We start from the raw sequence: 18,176 nt of genomic DNA, 5'->3' as shown, positions 1-18,176 counted from the left end.
GACCAATTACCCGTGCCACCCCGCCCGCGCACACCGAAACAGCGAGCACCCCCGTGGCCCTGCGTGCCTTTCGGGCCAACCCAACCCCCCCCCCCCCCCCCCCCCGTGGATACCGGCTTCAACCGGTGCCCACGGGGGGCTTCGCTTGTGCCTTGGAGACTAGGCGGCAAAACGGGCCGGGATAAAGCGGTCCACGGAGATGCGTCCGGCACCGAGCAGTGCAATGACTGCGGCACCTGCGGCCAGTGCCAGCACCAGCTCGAAGCCACCGGCTTCAACGAAGACGCCGGCCGAGATGTGCACCAGGAAGTTTGCGCCGAGCATGTTTGCGGTCAGCAGGACGGCGAAGATTCGGGTGAGTACACCGAGGATCAAGGCGATGCCGCCAACGACTTCCAGCGTTGCAATCACGGGGGCCATCAGCCCAGCCGCCGGAACGCCCATCTGGGCGAATGCTGGCGCGGTGCCATCGAGCGTGAACTGGAGGAACTTCTGCCAGCCGTGGGCGGCGAAGAGGAAGCCGATGACGACGCGCACCGTGGTCTGTGCGGCTGTTGCCAATGCCGGGTTCTTAATTGCGTTGTCCATGAAAAATCCTTTGGTCGTTTCGTCACGATGTCCCATCCGCTGGGGCCGGTGTCGTGGCGGGCCGGTGCATCCGTTTCGCAAGTTCCCTTTAGCCATGACACATATTTAGTTGAGTTTTCAAGCGCCGTGAACCTTGCCTCGTGTTATGGAAGGGAACATCCCCCCACTTTCCCGGTGCCGCAGACCCCCCCACAGGAAGCCGATGTACTGCGGCCCGATGCTACGGCCATTGAGGATTCTCGCAGGTTGGCTTGAGACGATGGCCAGCATGGTTTCCCGCTCCACGGTTCTTCGCTTCCTTGTTGTCCCGGCACTCGCCCTCCCCCTGGCAGGCTGCGGCGTTCCGCTGAGCGCGCACTGGCAAGGACTTCCGGCGAAAGCGCCGTCAGAACCGGGTGCAGCCGCGGAATCCCAAGACGCGCCCGGCGCCCAGGAAGGGCCAGACTGCGCCGAGGTCAAGTGTGTGGCACTGACTTTTGACGATGGGCCTGGTCCCTACACCGAGTCGCTGCTCGATGTCCTGGACAAGCACAACGCCAAGGCATCGTTCTTCCTCATCGGCAAGGACGTCGCCAAATATCCCGACATCGTGCGGGAGGAATTGGCCAGCGGGCATGAAATCGGAAACCACACCTGGTCGCACCAGGACCTCGCCAAACTGTCCCCGGCCGCCGCCGAACGCGAACTCAGCAAGGCGGACGAGGCCATCAAGAAGGCGACCGGCACAGCCCCGACGTTGATGCGGCCCCCCTACGGCACGATCACGGAAAGCCTGACGAAGGCCCAGCCCGTACCCGTGGTGATGTGGAGCGACGATACCCTGGACTGGAAGACACGTAATGCCAAGAAGACCGTCAAGGCGGCCGAGGACATCAAACCCGGCTCCATTGTCTTGATGCACGACATCCACAAGTCCACGATCGCTGCCGTACCGAAGATCCTCGAGGACCTGGGGGCCCAGGGCTACCATTTCGTCACCGTCAGCCAGCTGATCGGCGAGCCCAAGCCTGGGGTCGGCTACAAGACCGGCCAGCATCCGCCGACAAAGGATTGATCCCGTCCGGCCAACCGCCGGTGAATACACGAAAGCCCGCGTCGCCTCGCAGGATTCCGTAAAGGGAACTGCTGGGGTAACACGGGCTTTCGCTGTTGTCGGGGGAAGCTTCCGCCCTTAGAGGACCTTGGAGAGGAACTCCTTGGTGCGCTCCTGCTGCGGGTTGCCGAACAGTTCGTCCGGCCGGCCCGACTCGCAGACCACGCCCGCGTCCATGAAGATCACCCGGTCCCCGATTTCCTTCGCGAAGCCCATTTCGTGGGTCACCAGGACCATGGTCATGCCCTCGGTAGCCAGGTCGCGGATGACCTGGAGCACCTCGCCGACCATTTCCGGGTCCAGGGCGCTGGTGGCCTCGTCAAAGAGCATGATGCCGGGGTTCATGGCCAGTGCGCGGGCGATGGCCACACGCTGCTTCTGGCCGCCGGAAAGCGATGCCGGGCGGGCGTCCGCCTTCTCCTTCAGGCCCACGCGGTCAAGCAGCTTCATGGCCTGGGCGCGGGCCTCGACCTTGGTTGCCTTCTTCAGTTCCACCGGGGCGAGCATGATGTTCTCGGCCACCGACATGTGCGGAAAGAGGTTGAAGTGCTGGAAGACCATGCCCACGTGGCGGCGGACCTCGTTGATGTCGACCTTCGGGTCGGTGACATCGAATCCGTCGACGACGACATGGCCGGCGGAGATCTCCTCCAGCTTGTTCAGGCAGCGCAGCAGCGTTGACTTGCCCGAGCCCGAGGGACCGATCACGCACACCACCTCGCCCTCGGCGATTTCCACGTCGATGCCCTTGAGCACCTCGTTGGCGCCGAAGGACTTGCGCAGTCCCTTGACGGTGATTTTGGCTGGCTTTTGTGTTTCAACCGGTGATGCACTCACTTGTTGAACCTCCGATCGGCGTAGTTTGCCAGTTTGGTCAGGGCCATGACGGCCACGAAGTAGATGACGCCCACGATCAGCAGGGTCTCGGTGACGCGGAAGTTCGCCGCGTAGATCTGCTGGCCCTGGTACAGGAGCTCGGCAAAGCCGATGGCCAACAGCAGCGAGGAATCCTTGAGCATGATGATCAGCTGGTTGATCAGTGACGGGGTCATCATCTTGAACGCCTGCGGGACCACGACCTTCTGCATGGATTTGCCGTAGCCCAGGCCCAGCGAACGCGAGGCCTCAAGCTGCCCGGGGTCCACCGACTGGATGCCGCCGCGCACGATCTCCGCGACGTAGGCGCCGGAGTTCAGCGACAGCGTCAGCACGCCGGCAACCCAGATGTTGATCGGCTGCCCGGTCAGCTGCGGGAGGCCGAAGTAGAACATGAAGGCCCACAGCAGCAGCGGGGTGCCGCGGAAGATGTTGACGAAGGTTGTGGCGATGCCGCGCAACACGATGTTGTGGGAGATCTTCATGAATCCGGCCAACAGGCCGATCGCCATGGCCACGGCGAAGGAAATGATCGTCACCAGCAGCGTGTTCTTCAGGCCGCTCATCAGGGCCGGGAAGGACTTGCCCAGCAGGTCCAGGAAGGTGGTGGGTTGCGCGGCGGTCGGATTGGCCAGGTACTTGTCCAGGATCTTCTGGTAGTCGCCGTCGGCCTTCAGCTTGGCCAGCCCGTCGTTGAAGGCGGCCAGCAGGGCGGTGTTCTTGCCCTTGTTCACGGCGAATCCGTAGGAGCCGCCGGGGACCTTGTCGGTGACGGTCTTCAGCCCGTTGTTCTGGGCCACGCCGTAGGCGAGCACCGGGTAGTCGTCGAAGACGGCCACGGCGGAACCGGACTTGACGGACTCGTACATGGTTGCCGACTGGTCCAGGGACTTGACGGTGAAACCGTACTGCCCGGCAATCGACTTGGCGTATGCCTCGCCCTCGGATCCGGTCTTGGCGACCACGGTCTTGCCCTTGAGGTCCTCATAGCCCTTGATGGTGTCGTCGTTCTTGGCGACCGCCATCTGGATGCCTGACTCGAAATAGGGTTCCGAGAAGTCGTAGACCTGCTTGCGTTCGTCGGTGATCGACATGCCGGCGATCACGCCGTCGACCTGGTTGGAGGTCAGTGCCTGCAGTGCCGCGTTGAATCCCAGGGAACGGATCTCGACCTTGAAGCCTCCCGCCTCGGCAATGGCGCGGACCAGGTCCATGTCGATTCCGGTCAGTTCCCCGTTCTCGCGGAACTCAAAGGGGGCGAAGGTGGTGTCTGTGCCGATGACAAAGGTCTTGCCTTCGACACCGTTGTCGGCAGGGGCCGCCATGGCGGCGCCGGCACCGCCGAACACCAGGAACATGCCCATGATGGCGGCAATCACCGCCCTGGGCCAGGTCCTGGGACCTCGAGTCGTTCTGGACGTCTTCAAAAGTCGTTCATCTCCTTGGTTGCAGGTTCCGCCTCCGTGGTGCGAGGGCGCTAACACGGGTCATAGCCTAGATGCTGATGGTGGCCCATGGCACCATCCACGCGGAACGAGCGCCGGTTTGCTCCGGCATTGTTGCCCGACCGTGACACCGCGCCGGGTTCCATGCCCGATTCAGCCGACCGGGGCCCGCAGCACCGCGGGGGCGTGGAAGTCCGAGGCGCGTTCAAAGAGCATGCCGCCGGGTCCGCGCATCGCCACTGCGCCCGCCGCGTCGAACTCGAAGCGGATCACTTCCCCGTACCCGGAGAATCCGTTGGGATCGACGGACCTGAGGGTGGACTCGTCCACGAATTCCAGCGGTACGGTGGTCTCGACGGCCACGGGGGCCGCCGGATTGATCCAGTACAGCTTCCCGCCGAGCTCCGCGATGTCCACCACGCCCCACAGGGCGGCAAACCGGCCCGTGAAGCGCCGCAAGACCTCTTCATCCACCCCGGCGCAGGAATCGGGCGTGGGTTTCCCGGCGAGCGCCGCGAGGGCAAAGAGCCGTTCGCCGTATTCGGTGGCCGGCCCGTCGATGGCGTTGGTCAACACGCTGAGCACCACCTTGGTCTTGGGCACCGCCCAGGTGCGGGTGATGTGCCCGGGGTAGCCGCCGCTGTGGCCGAAACTCCTGTGGCCCGCGACGTCCTGGATGATCAGTCCCAGCCCGTAGCCGCGCCCCGGCGCCCCGGAGTCCTCGGCTTTGCGCTGCATCAGGCGCTTGGAGTCATCGCCCAGAACACCGGTGCCGGATCCCACGAAGTGGCAGGAGAAGAACCTGGCCATGTCCGAGGCTGTGGAGTAGAAGCCCGTGGCTGCTCCCAGCGACCGGGTGTGGATGTGTTCGATCCGGGTGCGTCCCGTCAGGGCACCGTGGTCTCCGGCGAGCGCGAGCGTCCCGTACCCGGCGGCGAGCTCCCCCTCACGTTCGTCGAGGTCCACGCCGGTGTCGCGCAGCTGCAGGGGTGCCAGGATGCGCGCATCCACGAACTCGGCGAAGGGAAGTCCTCCTGCGGCCTCGACGAGCAGGCCGAGCAGCCCGTAGCCGATGTTCGAGTATTTAAAGTGTTCGTTGCGTTCGATCACCTTCCCGCCCGCCGCGCACTCCAGCAGTTCCCCGGCACCGGGGAACGCCCGGCCCAGGGCCCAGAAGTCGGCCTCGGCCCCGTCGCGGGTGATCCCCGCGGAGTGGGAGAGCAGTTCGCGCACGCTCACGTGCTGAACCGGGCTGCCGGCCAGCGGTGCCAGCCAGTGGCCCAGGGTGTCCTCGAGGCTCAGCCGGCCTTCCTCGCGCAACAGCATCACGGCGGTGGCGGTGAAGGTCTTGGAGTGCGAGGCGACCCGGAACAGGTGCCCGTCGGTCATGGCCTCTTCGGGGTCGATCCGCGCGTACCCGCCGCTGAAGGCCCCGAGGATCTCCCCGTCCAGGGCCACTGCCGCCTGGTGCCCGGGGTGGCGCGAAAGCGCACGGTCGTATTCGAGGTTGGAAGGGGCATAGGCCAGCACCGACTTCCAGAGGTCCTTGGTGGATTGCTGCCCGACGGGCCCGTGCGCTGTGCTCATGAAGCCATCCTGCCACCGGGTGGCAGGTGGCCGACGTATTGGCTCCGCACGGCACGGCAGTGGGCCGTTCCGGCAAAGGTTCGGCGGTCGTTAACCGCGGCGCAAGGGTCCGGTTTCCGGGGTGCTGTTGGCTGGGATCCATGGATATCTCCCCGCTCCCGAATCGCCGCTCGCTGCTCAAGGGCGCCGCGGCGCTCTCCGCCCTCGCTGCAACCTCCCTCGCTGCTCCTTCCGCCCTCGCGGCGCAGCGCCCCTCCGCAGTGCCGCTGGGGGTCCGCCGGCTGACCCTGCCCTCGGGCATCTCCACCGGGGATGTCTCCACGAATTCCGCTGTCCTGTGGTCACGCGCCTCCGGACCGGGGCGCCTGCACGCCACCCTGCGCGCCGCCGACGAGCAGGGCGATCGGCTCACGGGGCGCTTCGCCCGCACGGTGACGCTTTCCGGATCGCAGGCGCACGCCGGTACCGACTTCACGGCCAAGATCAATGCGCGCGGGCTGCCCGCGGGCACGCGCTTCAACATGGAACTGTACTTCGAGGACGAGTCCGGCCGGCGCAGTGAAACCGGCACCGGGTCCTTCAGCACCGCCCCGGCCCCCGGCAAGGGGCGCAACCGAGAGTCTGCGGCGCAGAGCTTCGTCTGGACCGCCGACACCGCCGGACAGGGCTACGGCATCAACGAGGAGATCGGCGGGATGCGCGGCTACGCTGCCATGGCCGCGACGAAGCCCGACTTCTTCCTGCACTCGGGCGACACCATCTACGCGGACGGGCCGATGTCGGCGGAAATGACGGAGCCGGACGGGAACATTTGGCGCAACATGCTCACGGAGGAGGTCTCCAAGGTTGCCGAGACGCTCAACGAGTACCGCGGCCGCCACCGCTACAACATGATGGATGCCAACCTGCGGGCCATGTACGCCCAGGTCCCGGTGATCGCCCAATGGGACGACCACGAGACGGTGAACAACTGGTACCCCGGCGAGATCTTCGAGGACCCGCGCTACACCGTGCGCGAGGTGGACACCCTGGCGGCCCGCGGACGCCGGGCCTGGCAGGAATACATGCCGATCGCCGATGTCCGTGCGCTGCGCCCGGGCACCGGGTTCGAGGCTGCCCGCATCTACCGGCAGGTCCGCCGAGGGCCGCACCTGGACGTATTCGCACTGGACATGCGCTCGCACAAGGGCCCCAACACCGCTGGGCTGGAAACCCGGCAGACCGCGTTGCTGGGCGAGGAACAGCTGCAGTGGCTGATCCGTTCGCTGCGCGACTCGGACGCGACGTGGAAGGTCATCGGCAACGACCTGCCGCTGGGGCTCATCGTCCCCGACGGGAAGGGACAGGAGTCGATCTCCAACGCCGAGCACGGCGCCCCGCTGGGCCGTGAGCTGGAACTGGCGCGCCTGCTGTCGGAGATCAAGAAGCACGACATCAAGAACGTGGTGTTCCTGACCGGGGACGTGCACTATTGCGCGGCCCACCACTACTCCCCCGAACGCGCCGCCTTCTCGGACTTCAACGGGTTCTGGGAATTCGTGGCCGGGCCCATCAACGCCGGGTCCTTCGGACCCAACGCGCTGGATGGAACCTTCGGCCCGCGGGTCGACTTCCAGCAGGCGGGGCCCACCATGGCCTCCCCGCGCTCGGGCGAGCACCAGTACTTCGGCCACGTGGAGATTCCCGGCGACGGCTCCGCCTTCACGGTGAAGCTGGTCAACGCCAACGGGAAGGTGCAGTACACCAAGATGCTGACCCGGGAACGCTGAGCCATGGCCGTCGCACGGTCCGGAGGCCGCACGGGGCTCGGGTCCGCTCCCCGTGCCGTTGCCGCCCGGGCAGGCGGATTTGTCCGCGTTGGGCGAAGCCATGGGCCCAATGGGCGGCAAGTCGGATTGAATGGAAGCATGAGCCACGCCGAGCACGCACCCCTCCCCCCGCAGACCCCCAAGGTCCCCACCGTTCGCACCCACCACGGGGATGCCTTCACCGACGACTACGAATGGTTGCGGGACAAGGACAGCCCCGCGGTCCGGGCCCACCTTCAGGATGAGAACGCCTACGCCGAGGCGGTCACCGCCAACCAGGCGCCGCTGCGCGAGGCGATCTTCAACGAGATCAAGGCGCGCACCGTGGAAACCGACCTCTCGGTTCCCGCCCGCAAGCGCGGCTGGTGGTACTTCACCCGCACCGCCGAAGGCTCCCAGTACGCCATCCACTGCCGCGTGGCAGCCACCGACTCCGGGGACCTGGCCGCGGACTGGACGCCGCCGGCCATCGAGGCGGGCGTGGCGATCGCCGGCGAACAGGTGCTGCTGGACGGCAACAAGGAGGCCGAGGGCAAGCCCTTCTTCTCGCTGGGCGGGATGGCCGTCAGCGAGGACGGCACGCTGCTGGCCTACGCCCAGGACAATGCCGGGGACGAACGCTTCACCCTGCGCCTCAAGGACCTGTCCACCGGGCAGCTGCTCCCGGACACCATCGAAAACGTGTTCTACGGGCTGGTGTTCTCCCCCGACGGGCGACGGGTCTTCTACACGATGGTCGACGAGTCCTGGCGCCCGCACCAGATCAAGGCACACACCCTGGGCACCGACCCCGCCGACGACGTCGTGGTCTTCCAGGAGGACGACCCGGGCATGTGGCTGGGCTTCGACCTCTCCGCGGACCGCACCGAGCTGCTGATCTCCATCGGCAACTCCGAATACTCCGAGACCCGCACCCTGGACCTGCTCGACGAGCGGGCGGTCCCGGCCATGCTGGTCTCCCGCGAGCACCGCATCCTGCACACCGCGGACCCCGTCACCCTGGAGGGGCAGCGCGCCTACGTCATCACCCACGACCGCCGGGCGCTGAACAACATGGTCTCGCTGCTGCGCGCCGACCAGCTTGCCCTGCCCTACGCGCAGCAGCGCTGGGACACGGTGATCGAGCACCGCGACACCGTCAAGGTCGAGGGCACCGCCGCCACGGCCACCCACCTGGTCATCTCCGTGCGCCAGGACACCACCGAACGCATCCAGGTGCTCCCGCTTGATGGCCTGGGCACAGCAGCCCAGCTCCCGGCCGTGGAACCGGCGTTCGACGAGGAGCTCTACACCTGCTCGCTGGCCAACGCGGAACTCGAGGCGCCGATGATCCGGCTGTCCTACACCTCGGACTTCACCCCGGCCCGCGTCTACGACTACACGCTGGCCGACGGCACCCTGACCCTGCGCAAGCAGACCCAGGTCAACAACTACGACCCGGCCAACTACCGCGCCACCCGCGAATGGGCCACCGCTGCCGACGGCACCAGGATCCCGCTGACCATCCTGCGCCGGGCGGACATCACCAACTCGTCCCCCCACCCGGTGCTCGTGTACGGATACGGCAGCTATGAGATGTCCATGGACCCGGGCTTCGGCATCCCGCGGCTCTCGCTGCTGGACCGCGGAGTCGTGTTCGTCATCGCCCACGTGCGCGGCGGCGGCGAGCTGGGCCGGGCGTGGTACCTGGACGGCAAGAAGCTGAACAAGAAGAACACCTTCACCGACTTCGTGGATGCCACCAGGCACCTGTTGGAGTCCGGCTGGGCCGACCCGTCCCGCATCGTGGCCCTGGGCGGATCGGCCGGCGGGCTGCTCATGGGCGCGGTGGCCAACCTCGCCCCGCAGCTCTACACCGGCATCATCGCCCAGGTCCCCTTCGTGGACGCGCTGACCTCCATCCTGGACCCGGACCTGCCGCTCTCGGCCCTGGAATGGGAGGAATGGGGCAACCCCATCGAGGACCGGGACGTGTACGACTACATGAAGTCCTACAGTCCGTACGAAAACGTCGCGGCCCTGCCCTACCCGAGGATCGCGGCGGTCACCTCGCTGAACGACACCCGCGTGCTGTACGTGGAGCCGGCCAAGTGGGTGGCGAAGCTGCGCGAGAAAACCACCGGGAGTGCCCCGATCGTGATGAAGATCGAGATGGACGGCGGGCACGGCGGGGCCTCGGGGCGCTACGAGGGCTGGAAGACCCGCGCCTGGGACTACGCCTTCGCCCTGGACACCCTGGGCCTGAACCCCGAAGGCGCATGAGCACACCGGAAACAACCGGCACGTCCGGCGCGGGGTTCGCCACGAACCCCGCGTTCCGGGCGCTGCTCACCGCGGCTTCCGGAGCCACCGGCGCCGACCTCGACGCCCTGGTTGGGGAAATCAAGGACCTGGAGCTGCTGCTGGCACCCGATGCGGGCGGGGAACCTGCGGCGCTGGCCGCGTACCGGCGCATCGACGGTTTCGCGGTCGAGATCGAATACCTCGCCGTGGCCCCGGAACTGCAAAACCAGGGGCTTGCCACCGCGCTGGTGCGCCGGATCCAGGCAGACGAAGCCGCCATGGTTGTCGCCCGCACCGATGACGACGCCATCGGCTTCTACCGGGCCGCAGGGTTCCACGCCGGCGATTCCCCGCCCGATTCCCGCTGGCCCGGTCGCCGCCGCTACCTCTGCGTGCTGCCCCACCTGCCGCTGCTGCGCGACCCGCAGTCCGACGACGGTGGTGTCGAGTGGATCCATGGGGAACCGGTCCCGGCTCCCGTGAACGTGGTGCCCGCCTCGCCGCACTGGACCGGCGACTTCGACGCACTCGCCGGGGCCCTGCGCGACGCGCTGGGTTCCCGCGCCCTGGCCCTCGAGCACCTGGGATCCACCTCGGTGCCGGGACTTTGGGCCAAGCCGATCATTGACGTGGTGTTGACGGTCGAGGATCCAGGCCTTGAGGATCACTACGTGCCCCTACTTGAGGAGGCGGGATTCGTCTTCCGCCTGCGCGAGCGCGACTGGTATGGCCACCGGCTGCTGGTTTCCGGCCCGGGCTCCGGGCTGCCGGCAGCCAACGTCCATGTCTTTGCGCCGGGCTGTCCCGAGACCGCTCGCATGCTCGCGCTCCGCCAGTGGCTGCGCACGCATCCGGCGGACCTCGATGCCTATGCGCGCATCAAGCGGGCGTCCGCCCAGCGGATCAACGAACGCGGCGCCGGTGCCGGGCTGGTGATGGACTACAACCGGGCCAAGGAACCGTTCATCCAGGATCTCTACGCACGGATCCTGCAAGGTTCCCAGGGGCCGGAGGAAGGCTAGCCGGCGTCTTCGCCCGGCGTCCGGGACCGATCCGGGGCGGTTTCCTTGGCGCGGGCCAGCGGCATGCCGTTGCGCACCGCGGCGCGGATGGCGAAGCACGGAGCCCACGACGGCCCCGGCGCGAACACGGTGGAAAGACAGCGGCCGGGAGCATGCCTGCGCCCACGGCCAGATACCCACTGAAACCACTGGCTCGGCCGCGGTGGATCGCCGGCGATCAGCCCCCGGCATCCGCCTCCGACGGTTCATGGACCTTGGCCCGGTTGCTGCCTGGCTGCTTGAACCGTTCCCAGGCCGATTGCCGGGTCATGGCCAGGGCATCGCCCACGCGCGCCCAACTGGCACCCTTGTCCCGGGCGACGCCCACCCACGCGGCCAGGCGTTGCTCGACCTGCGCGGCCACCGCGGAAATCTGGGACAGCAGTTCCAGCACCTGCTCCTGGGTCATGTCAAGCCACGGTTCGGAGGCGACCCCGCCGGCCGCACAGTCGTTTTTGTGGGCATTCATGCTGGTGCTGGCGACCGTGGCCGGCGCCGGGGTCATCCCGCAACTGTGCGAGGAATCCCGGCTTGGCACCGTCATGGCCGGCAACCGCTTCTTCACGCTGGGGGTCATGCCGATGGCCAGCATCGCCGGAGGCATTGCGGCGTCCGCCTTCGGGATCCAACCGGTGCTGTGGGCTTGGGCGCTGCTGGCAGGGCTATCTGCCGTGCCTGTCCTTTTCTCCCCGCTGCGCAACTGGCACCTGGGCCCCGAACCGCGTGGAACCAACGCCTAAGATGCAGGCATCCGCCGACGCACGCTTGCGCCGGCGGTTGCACAGGCGGCCAAGGCCGCGCCTACCCCTCCTGGTGGTGCAGTTTTTCCGAGACGTCGATGCTGGGCTTCATGGCCAGGAAGGTTGCCAGCAGAGCCAATCCCCCACCGATCCATGCGGTGAGCGCCGGGACATTTGTCCCGTTGAAGTGGCCCAGCCATGGCAGGATGATGGCCAGGATGGATGCCAGGACCTGCCCGATCTCGATCCCGTACAGGTTCGGCCCGGCCAGGTTGACCAGCCCTACGGCCAGCAACAGCACCCCGGAGATGATCAGCATCGACACCGAGTTGCCCATGCCTTCCGACCAGATGGGAGTCAGCACCATCACGAGCCCGACGACCACGACGACCCAATCTTCCCAACGCCTGAATCTGCGCATTGGACTTCAACTCCTTTGCTGTCACGCACTTGATCCTGCCTTCAGTCTGGGCCGGGTGTGCCGTGGCGGGTAGGGGCTTTCGTCCCACCGCTGCATGGGGACCCGACCCGGCGGGCACCTTGGGCATCCGGCTCGGTTGGGTCCTTGATGACGAATGGATGTCGCCCGAAAACCCGGGCTTCGGCGCCTCCCGTCTTGACTTATCTCACATTTCAGGATTACCTAATGATCGTTCGGTAAATAACTGAGAGGCTCCCATGAGCGACACTGGCGTCGATGCACCGCTGATGCATCCCATCCTGGAAAACGACTATGCTGCCAAGTGGTTGGGCATCGAGGTGCTGAAGGTGGCAGACGGGCACGCAACCATTTCCATGGAGCTGCGCCGGGAAATGCTCAACGGCTTCGGCATCGCCCACGGCGGGATGGTCTTCGCCCTCGCCGACACCGCGTTCGCCATGTCCTGCAACCCGCACACCGGCTCGGCCGACACCATCACGGTGGCCTCCGGCGTCGACATCAACTTCCTCAAGCCCGGCATCCCCGGCCGGACCCTCACCGCCGTGGCCAACCGCCGCCAGCAATCCGGGCGCAGCGGGATCTACGACATCCAGGTCCTGCAGAGCGTCCCGGGTGCCGACGACGAGGTGTTGGCCGAATTCCGCGGCCGTTCCCGCACCATTCCCAAGCGTCCCTGACACCACCATTCCCCCACCTCCCCCAACAACGCACGTAAGGCCACATCATGACCCAGACCTCCACCCGGATCGAACTGCCCAACCCGCTGGATCCGGAAGAAAGCATGAGCCGGGACCAGATCGAATCGATCCAGCTCACGCGGCTGCAGGACACCCTGGCCTACGCGTACGACAGGGTTCCGCTGTACAAGGAAAAGTACGACGCCGCCGGGGTCCACCCCAGCGACATGAAGGAACTGGCAGACCTTGCCAAGTTCCCCTTCACCGAAAAAGAGGACCTGCGCAAGACCTACCCGTTCGGGATGTTCGCAGTCCCGCAGCACGAGGTCGCCCGCATCCACGCCTCCTCCGGCACCACAGGCCGGGCCACCGTGGTCGGCTACACCCAGCAGGACCTGGACGACTGGGCCAAGCTGGGCGCGCGCTGCCTGCGCCTCTCGGGCGTCAAGCCCGGCTGGAAGGTCCACAACGCCTACGGCTACGGCCTGTTCACCGGCGGCCTGGGAGCCCACGCCGCGGCCGAGCGCCTGGGCACCACCGTCATCCCGATGTCCGGCGGCCAGACCGAAAAGCAGATCACGCTGATCCAGGACTTCGAGCCCGACGCCATCCTGTGCACGCCCACCTACCTGTTGACCATCGGCGACGCCATGCAGCGCGCGGGCCTGGACCCGCGCAAGACCTCGCTGAAGACCGCGGTGCTGGGTGCCGAGCCGTGGACCGAGGAAATGCGCCACGAGCTCGAGGTCATGTTCGACCTGGACGCCTGCGACATCTACGGACTGTCCGAGGTCATGGGCCCGGGCGTGGCCGGCGAGTCCAACCAGACCAAGGACGGCAGCCACATCTGGGAGGACCACTTCCGCCCGGAGATCATCGACGCCTTCGACGAAACCCGGGTCCTCGGCGACGGACAGCACGGCGAGCTGGTGTTCACCTCGCTGACCAAGCAGGCCCTGCCGATCATCCGCTACCGCACCCACGACCTCACCCGCCTGCTCCCGGGCACCGCACGCCCCGGCCACCGCCGCATGGGCCGGATCACCGGGCGCAGCGACGACATGATCATCCTGCGCGGAGTCAATCTCTTCCCCTCCCAGATCGAGGAGATCGCCCTGCGCGTCGACGGGCTCTCACCGCACTTCCAGCTGGAGATCACCCGCCCCGGGCGCATGGACCAGCTGGCGGTGCGCATCGAGCGCCGCGAGGACTGCACCTCTGACCGCGCCGACGCCGCCGCCAAGGAACTCGCCAAGCAGATCAAGATCCATGTGGGGTCCTCCTGCGCCATCGAAATCGTTGACCCGGGATCACTGGAACGTTCCTCGGGCAAGCTGCGCCGCATCCACGACCTGCGCGAGAAGAAGTAGGTAGCACCCGCCGATTGAAGGGGTGGGCGGTGGACACGCCACCGCCCGCCCCCAAGGCGGCATCCCGGCCCGAATCCACGGACAAACCGTTCGTGAGAGAATGAGGAATTATGACTGCCAGCGTTACGAACTCCTCACCGACCAAGCGCGGTCGCCCCGGATACGACCAGGAATCCGTCCTCTCGATTGCCGTGGGGGTCTTCAACAAGCACGGCTACGACGCCACTTCCATGGGCAAGCTCGCCGAGAACCTGGGCATCAGCAAGTCCGCGATCTACCACCATGTTCCCTCCAAGGGCGACTTGCTGCGCCTGGCCCTTGACGAGGCGTTGGTGCCACTCGAGGCCATCGCCGAGGACGAGCGTGCCAGCGTGGGCACCGCCGAGGAACGCCTGAAGTTCTTCCTCCGCTCCACGATCCGGGTCCTGGTCAAGCGCCAGCAATACGTGACGCTGCTGCTGCGGCTGCGCGGCAACACCGAGATCGAGCGCGACGCGCTCCAGCGCCGCCGCGCCGTGGACCGCAAGGTCTCTGACCTGGTGGTCGAGGCCCAGCGGGAAGGCTCGCTGCGCAGCGACATCGACCCGCGAACCACCACCCGGTTGCTTTTCGGCACCATCAACTCCCTGGTCGAATGGTTCAGGGAAGATGGAAACGTCACGGCCGAACAGGTCGAGGAGCACGCCATCACCATGATGTTCGATGGATTACACCGGAACGGCCAATAGGGTTCACCACGTCAAGTCGCGCTACGATCAATAGCTGAGGCACCGCACCGCCCCCACCGATTTTCTTTGTGAATAGGCAGCATTCTTCGTGGACGAACTTTTCTACAATCTCTTCACCCAGGCCCCCGGAACCGATTCCGGAACCCAGGTGGCACTCTTTGCCCTTTCGGCACTGCTCAGCTGCATCGCCATGGTGGTGCTCGCCCGGCGCAACGACCTGGGCTGGTGGGCACAGATCCTGGCCGTCTTTGCCGGCCCGTTGGTCATCGCCCTGCAATTCGAGGCATCACTGCTCGCCTATGCCGTGCCGGCCCTGCTGGCGGCGGCCTTCGGCCTGTGGCGCTTCTCCAAGTTCGAGATCTCCGGGAAGTTCGGACGCAAGGTCATCCAGCGCGGGTTCAGCGTCAAGTCCCTGCTGGTCGGCGTGCTGCTGGTGCTGGTGTTCACGGCCCTGCGCATGGGCCGCATGCTGACGTCCGGGTTCATCTTCACCGAGGGGACCGCATCCTTGTGGATCTCCTTTGCGGCCGAGGCCGCACTGATCGTATCCCTGGTCGGCATCGCGTGCGGTTACCGCTGGGCCTGGCTGGCCAGCACCGCATCGGCCATCGTCTATGTCGCCCTGCTCTTTGACACCAACCCCGCCCTGGCCCTGCTCGGCGTCACGGTCTTCCAGGCACTGGCCGGAATCTACGGATGGTTCGCCTGGCGCAACCTGCCCACCCGGGCCTCGATGGAAGCCGATGCGGCACCCGGCGCGAAGTACCCGCCAAGCCCGTACAGCGCATAGGCCGCATCGGCACAGACGCGTTTATCCGTCACGGCAATGGCCCGGAACCTTGTGGTTCCGGGCCATTGCCGTCCAATGTCGATTCCCGGTTTATGCGGCTCCCGCAGGGGCGAGCGGCAGCGGAGAAACCGGTGCGGGGCCGTCGTTGCGCAGCCGGGCGCAGGTTTGCACGTCGTACCGCACCGCGTTCCCGCGTTCGTCCAGGTAGCGCAGCTTTGCGCGTTCCAGGCCCTCGATGCGGAACCCGGCGTTCCTGGCCACGCCCGCGGAGCCTGGATTGTTCACCCGGTAGGCCAGTTCGAGGCGGAAGAGTCCCAGGGCCCCGAAGCAGTGCTTGGCCAGGGCGGCGGTCGCCCGCGACGCCAGCCCCGCACCGCGGGCTTCGGGTGCGACCCAGTACGACACCCATGCCGTGTCGTGGCGGCGGTCGATGGCGCCGGCCATCACGTGCCCGACGGCCCTGCCCGCCACGTCGATGGCGAAGGCCGCGGCCCCATCGTTCCGGGGGTCGATCCACTGTGCCACCCAACGCCGTGCGGCTGCCTCGGTGCCGATCGGTTCCCCGGATTGTGCCGCCATGTCATCGCTGTCGAAGGCATCGAGGATGGCAGCGATGTCAGTGACGGAGTCACTCCAGGGGCGCAGATATGGTCCGGGAGCGGAATTTTTGCCGAGAGTCATGATCCCACCCTAGGTCCGAAGGTGTCCACCCCCGCCCGCCCGGCATCTCCACCCCAGGGTTGGGTGGCGATGGTCGCTGCCGGTGTTTGCGCGAAAAACAAGACATTGTGATCAACGACCCAATATTACAGAAGCGTTTCGATGCATACTGCGGGCAAGTTGCCGACATCATGTACATTTGCTGGAACTTCAGAATTAGTTCGACCCGACGCGGCACAATGACGTGACCGCCGGGCAACAGATGTCCCCGTTCGCCGCGGTGACAGCAAGGAGCAATGACGCATGAGCACCCAAGTACTGCAAGAACCCGCCGAGGTCCAGGTGCCAACCATGAAGTCGGCCGGACACGTCATCGTTGACACCCTGGTGGCCCACGGTGTCGAGCGCACCTACGTGATTCCCGGGGAAAGCTACCTGGACGTCCTGGACGGGCTGCACCACTCCCCCATCGAGACCGTCGTCTGCCGGCACGAAGGCGGCGCCGCCTACCTGGCCGAGGCCGACGGCAAGATGCACCAGCGCCCGGGCATTGCCATGGTGACCCGCGGACCGGGTGCCGCCAACGCGCACGTCGGGCTGCACACCGCATGGCAGGATTCCACCCCGATGGTGCTCTTCGTCGGCCTGATCCCCTTTGCCCACCGCGACCGCGAGGCCTTCCAGGAATTCGACATCAAGGGATGGTTCGACACCGGCGCCAAACGCGTGATGGTCCTGGACCACGCGGAGCGGGCCTCGGAAATCGTGGCCGAAGCCATGTTCGCCGCCATGAGCGGTCGCCCCGGCCCCGTGGTCGTCGGACTGCCCGAGGACGTCATCCGGGAAATGGTCGACCCCTCCCTGCACCCGGTCATCCCGGTGGCCACCGGCGGCATGACGGTGACCGACTGGAAGGAACTCAAGAACGCACTCGAGCAATCCTCCAAGCCCCTGTTCGTCCTGGGCGGCAACGACTGGACCCAGGAAGGGACCACCCAGCTGACCTCCTGGCTCGAGGAACACCACCTGCCGGCAGCCGTCGAATGGCGCTGCGAGGGCAACATCCCCTTCAGCTCCCCGTCCTATGTGGGTCCCATCGGCTACGGCCGCCCGAAGCCCACCTACGACCTGCTCGAGGAAACCGACCTGCTGATCTTCGTCGGCACCGTCCCGGGCGACGTCATCACCGACGGCTTCCTGGTGCGCCAGGACTGGTCCAAGAAGAACTTCCTGGTCACCATCGACCCGTCGCTGCGTGGACGCTCAGGCCCGGTCTCCCACCAGATCGTCTCCAAGCCCGATGTCTTCGTGCGCGACCTGGTCATGATGGACTTCTCCGGCAAGCCCGAGTGGAAGTCCTTCACCGAACGCATGCGCGGCGAACAGGAAAAGTTCGCGGCCCTGCCCCCGGCCACGCCCTCGGCGGGTCCCGCACGCATGGACACGCTCATGGCCAACCTGGTCCCGTCCCTGCCCCAGGACGCCATCATCACCCTGGGCGCCGGCGAGCACACCAACTGGGCGCACCGCTACTTCCCGACCGAGGAATACGCCTCGATGATTTCGGCCCGCAACGGGTCCATGGGGTATTCGGTGCCCTCCGCCATCGCGGCCTCGCTGAACTTCCCGGGCCGCCGCGTGGTGACCATCGCCGGCGACGGCGAGTTCCTGATGAACGGCCAGGAACTGGCCACCGCGGCGCAGTACGGTGCCACCCCGCTGGTCATCGTGATGGACAACCAGGAGTACGGAACCATCCGCACCCACCAGGAACGCCACTACCCGCAGCGGATCTCGGGCACCCAGCTGAAGAACCCGGACTTCGCACTGATGGCCCGGGCCTTCGGCGGCTTCGGCATCCGCGTGGAGAAGGACGCCGATGTTCCCGCCGCCCTCGAAGCCGCGCTGGAGGCCATCGACGGAAAGGGCCAGTTCGCCCTCGTCCACCTGATCGTGGAGCAGCGCGTCAAGGCCTACTAACCCGGCCCCACATCGAAAACCACCGGTGCCTGTCGCATTCCCGCCTGC

At 66.5% G+C, this 18,176-nt stretch carries 17 protein-coding genes; 10 read left to right on the top strand and 7 right to left on the bottom strand.

Features of this window, described 5'->3' with window-relative positions:
• Positions 1-159 precede the first annotated feature (159 nt).
• Positions 160-588: a DoxX family protein gene (locus tag J2T21_RS17245; RefSeq protein WP_307583056.1), complete on the bottom strand. Its 429-nt coding sequence runs from the start codon at positions 586-588 to the stop codon at positions 160-162.
• A 259-nt stretch (positions 589-847) separates the two neighbouring features.
• On the opposite strand from J2T21_RS17245, the gene J2T21_RS17240 reads away from it, so the two are divergent.
• Positions 848-1,642, top strand: coding sequence for a polysaccharide deacetylase family protein (locus tag J2T21_RS17240; RefSeq protein ID WP_307583053.1), 795 nt, complete (start codon positions 848-850; stop codon positions 1,640-1,642).
• Positions 1,643-1,759: 117 nt separating this feature from the next.
• Here the strand turns inward: J2T21_RS17240 and J2T21_RS17235 are convergent, their stop codons facing one another.
• The 3 genes from J2T21_RS17235 to J2T21_RS17225 form a co-directional block, all read right to left on the bottom strand.
• Positions 1,760-2,518, bottom strand: a complete 759-nt coding sequence (locus J2T21_RS17235; RefSeq protein ID WP_307583051.1) for an amino acid ABC transporter ATP-binding protein — start codon at positions 2,516-2,518, stop codon at positions 1,760-1,762.
• Positions 2,515-3,921, bottom strand: coding sequence for an amino acid ABC transporter substrate-binding protein/permease (locus J2T21_RS17230; RefSeq protein WP_373458066.1), 1,407 nt, complete (start codon positions 3,919-3,921; stop codon positions 2,515-2,517). Before J2T21_RS17230 ends, J2T21_RS17235 begins: the two co-directional genes overlap by 4 nt.
• A gap of 234 nt (positions 3,922-4,155) precedes the next feature.
• Entirely contained in the window at positions 4,156-5,589 is a 1,434-nt protein-coding gene (locus tag J2T21_RS17225) for a serine hydrolase domain-containing protein (RefSeq protein WP_307583050.1), read from the bottom strand.
• 140 nt (positions 5,590-5,729) lie between these two features.
• On the opposite strand from J2T21_RS17225, the gene J2T21_RS17220 reads away from it, so the two are divergent.
• The 3 genes from J2T21_RS17220 (at position 5,730) to J2T21_RS17210 (ending at position 10,702) form a co-directional block, all read left to right on the top strand.
• Positions 5,730-7,358, top strand: a complete 1,629-nt coding sequence (locus J2T21_RS17220) for an alkaline phosphatase D family protein (protein ID WP_307583049.1) — start codon at positions 5,730-5,732, stop codon at positions 7,356-7,358.
• A 138-nt stretch (positions 7,359-7,496) separates the two neighbouring features.
• Positions 7,497-9,659 carry a S9 family peptidase gene (locus tag J2T21_RS17215; protein ID WP_307583048.1) on the top strand — a complete coding sequence of 721 codons (2,163 nt, stop codon included), beginning with the start codon at positions 7,497-7,499 and terminating at the stop codon, positions 9,657-9,659.
• Positions 9,656-10,702 carry a GNAT family N-acetyltransferase gene (locus tag J2T21_RS17210; RefSeq protein WP_307583046.1) on the top strand — a complete coding sequence of 349 codons (1,047 nt, stop codon included), beginning with the start codon at positions 9,656-9,658 and terminating at the stop codon, positions 10,700-10,702. The genes J2T21_RS17215 and J2T21_RS17210 overlap by 4 nt, the downstream gene beginning before the upstream one ends.
• A 217-nt stretch (positions 10,703-10,919) precedes the next feature.
• Here J2T21_RS17210 and J2T21_RS17205 read toward each other — a convergent pair whose 3' ends face one another.
• Positions 10,920-11,150: a hypothetical protein gene (locus J2T21_RS17205; RefSeq protein ID WP_307583045.1), complete on the bottom strand. Its 231-nt coding sequence runs from the start codon at positions 11,148-11,150 to the stop codon at positions 10,920-10,922.
• On the opposite strand from J2T21_RS17205, the gene J2T21_RS17200 reads away from it, so the two are divergent.
• Positions 11,149-11,481 carry a hypothetical protein gene (locus tag J2T21_RS17200; protein ID WP_307583043.1) on the top strand — a complete coding sequence of 111 codons (333 nt, stop codon included), beginning with the start codon at positions 11,149-11,151 and terminating at the stop codon, positions 11,479-11,481. The genes J2T21_RS17205 and J2T21_RS17200 overlap by 2 nt on opposite strands.
• Before the next feature lie 61 nt (positions 11,482-11,542).
• Here the strand turns inward: J2T21_RS17200 and J2T21_RS17195 are convergent, their stop codons facing one another.
• Positions 11,543-11,902, bottom strand: coding sequence for an SPW repeat domain-containing protein (locus tag J2T21_RS17195; RefSeq protein WP_307583041.1), 360 nt, complete (start codon positions 11,900-11,902; stop codon positions 11,543-11,545).
• A 257-nt stretch (positions 11,903-12,159) separates the two neighbouring features.
• Between J2T21_RS17195 and paaI the strand changes: the two genes are divergently transcribed.
• From paaI to J2T21_RS17175, 4 genes are all read left to right on the top strand, one after another.
• On the top strand, positions 12,160-12,600 hold the full coding sequence (gene paaI, locus J2T21_RS17190; RefSeq protein ID WP_307583040.1) for a hydroxyphenylacetyl-CoA thioesterase PaaI: 441 nt from the start codon (positions 12,160-12,162) through the stop codon (positions 12,598-12,600).
• A gap of 47 nt (positions 12,601-12,647) precedes the next feature.
• Complete coding sequence (locus J2T21_RS17185) at positions 12,648-13,970, top strand: phenylacetate--CoA ligase family protein (protein ID WP_307583038.1); 1,323 nt, start codon at positions 12,648-12,650, stop codon at positions 13,968-13,970.
• Positions 13,971-14,080: 110 nt separating this feature from the next.
• Positions 14,081-14,698, top strand: coding sequence for a TetR/AcrR family transcriptional regulator (locus J2T21_RS17180; protein ID WP_307583036.1), 618 nt, complete (start codon positions 14,081-14,083; stop codon positions 14,696-14,698).
• Between the two features lie 88 nt (positions 14,699-14,786).
• Positions 14,787-15,488, top strand: a complete 702-nt coding sequence (locus tag J2T21_RS17175) for a nicotinamide mononucleotide transporter (RefSeq protein ID WP_307583034.1) — start codon at positions 14,787-14,789, stop codon at positions 15,486-15,488.
• Positions 15,489-15,578: 90 nt separating this feature from the next.
• Here J2T21_RS17175 and J2T21_RS17170 read toward each other — a convergent pair whose 3' ends face one another.
• Positions 15,579-16,169: a GNAT family N-acetyltransferase gene (locus J2T21_RS17170; protein WP_307583031.1), complete on the bottom strand. Its 591-nt coding sequence runs from the start codon at positions 16,167-16,169 to the stop codon at positions 15,579-15,581.
• 282 nt (positions 16,170-16,451) lie between these two features.
• On the opposite strand from J2T21_RS17170, the gene J2T21_RS17165 reads away from it, so the two are divergent.
• A complete protein-coding gene (locus J2T21_RS17165) occupies positions 16,452-18,128 on the top strand; it encodes a thiamine pyrophosphate-dependent enzyme (RefSeq protein ID WP_307583029.1) in 1,677 nt (558 codons plus the stop codon).
• The last annotated feature ends 48 nt before the right edge of the window (positions 18,129-18,176 follow it).

It is taken from the genome of Paeniglutamicibacter psychrophenolicus (assembly GCF_030812255.1).
GTDB lineage: Bacteria > Actinomycetota > Actinomycetes > Actinomycetales > Micrococcaceae > Paeniglutamicibacter > Paeniglutamicibacter psychrophenolicus_A.
This window is presented reverse-complemented; position numbering and strand designations above follow the sequence as displayed.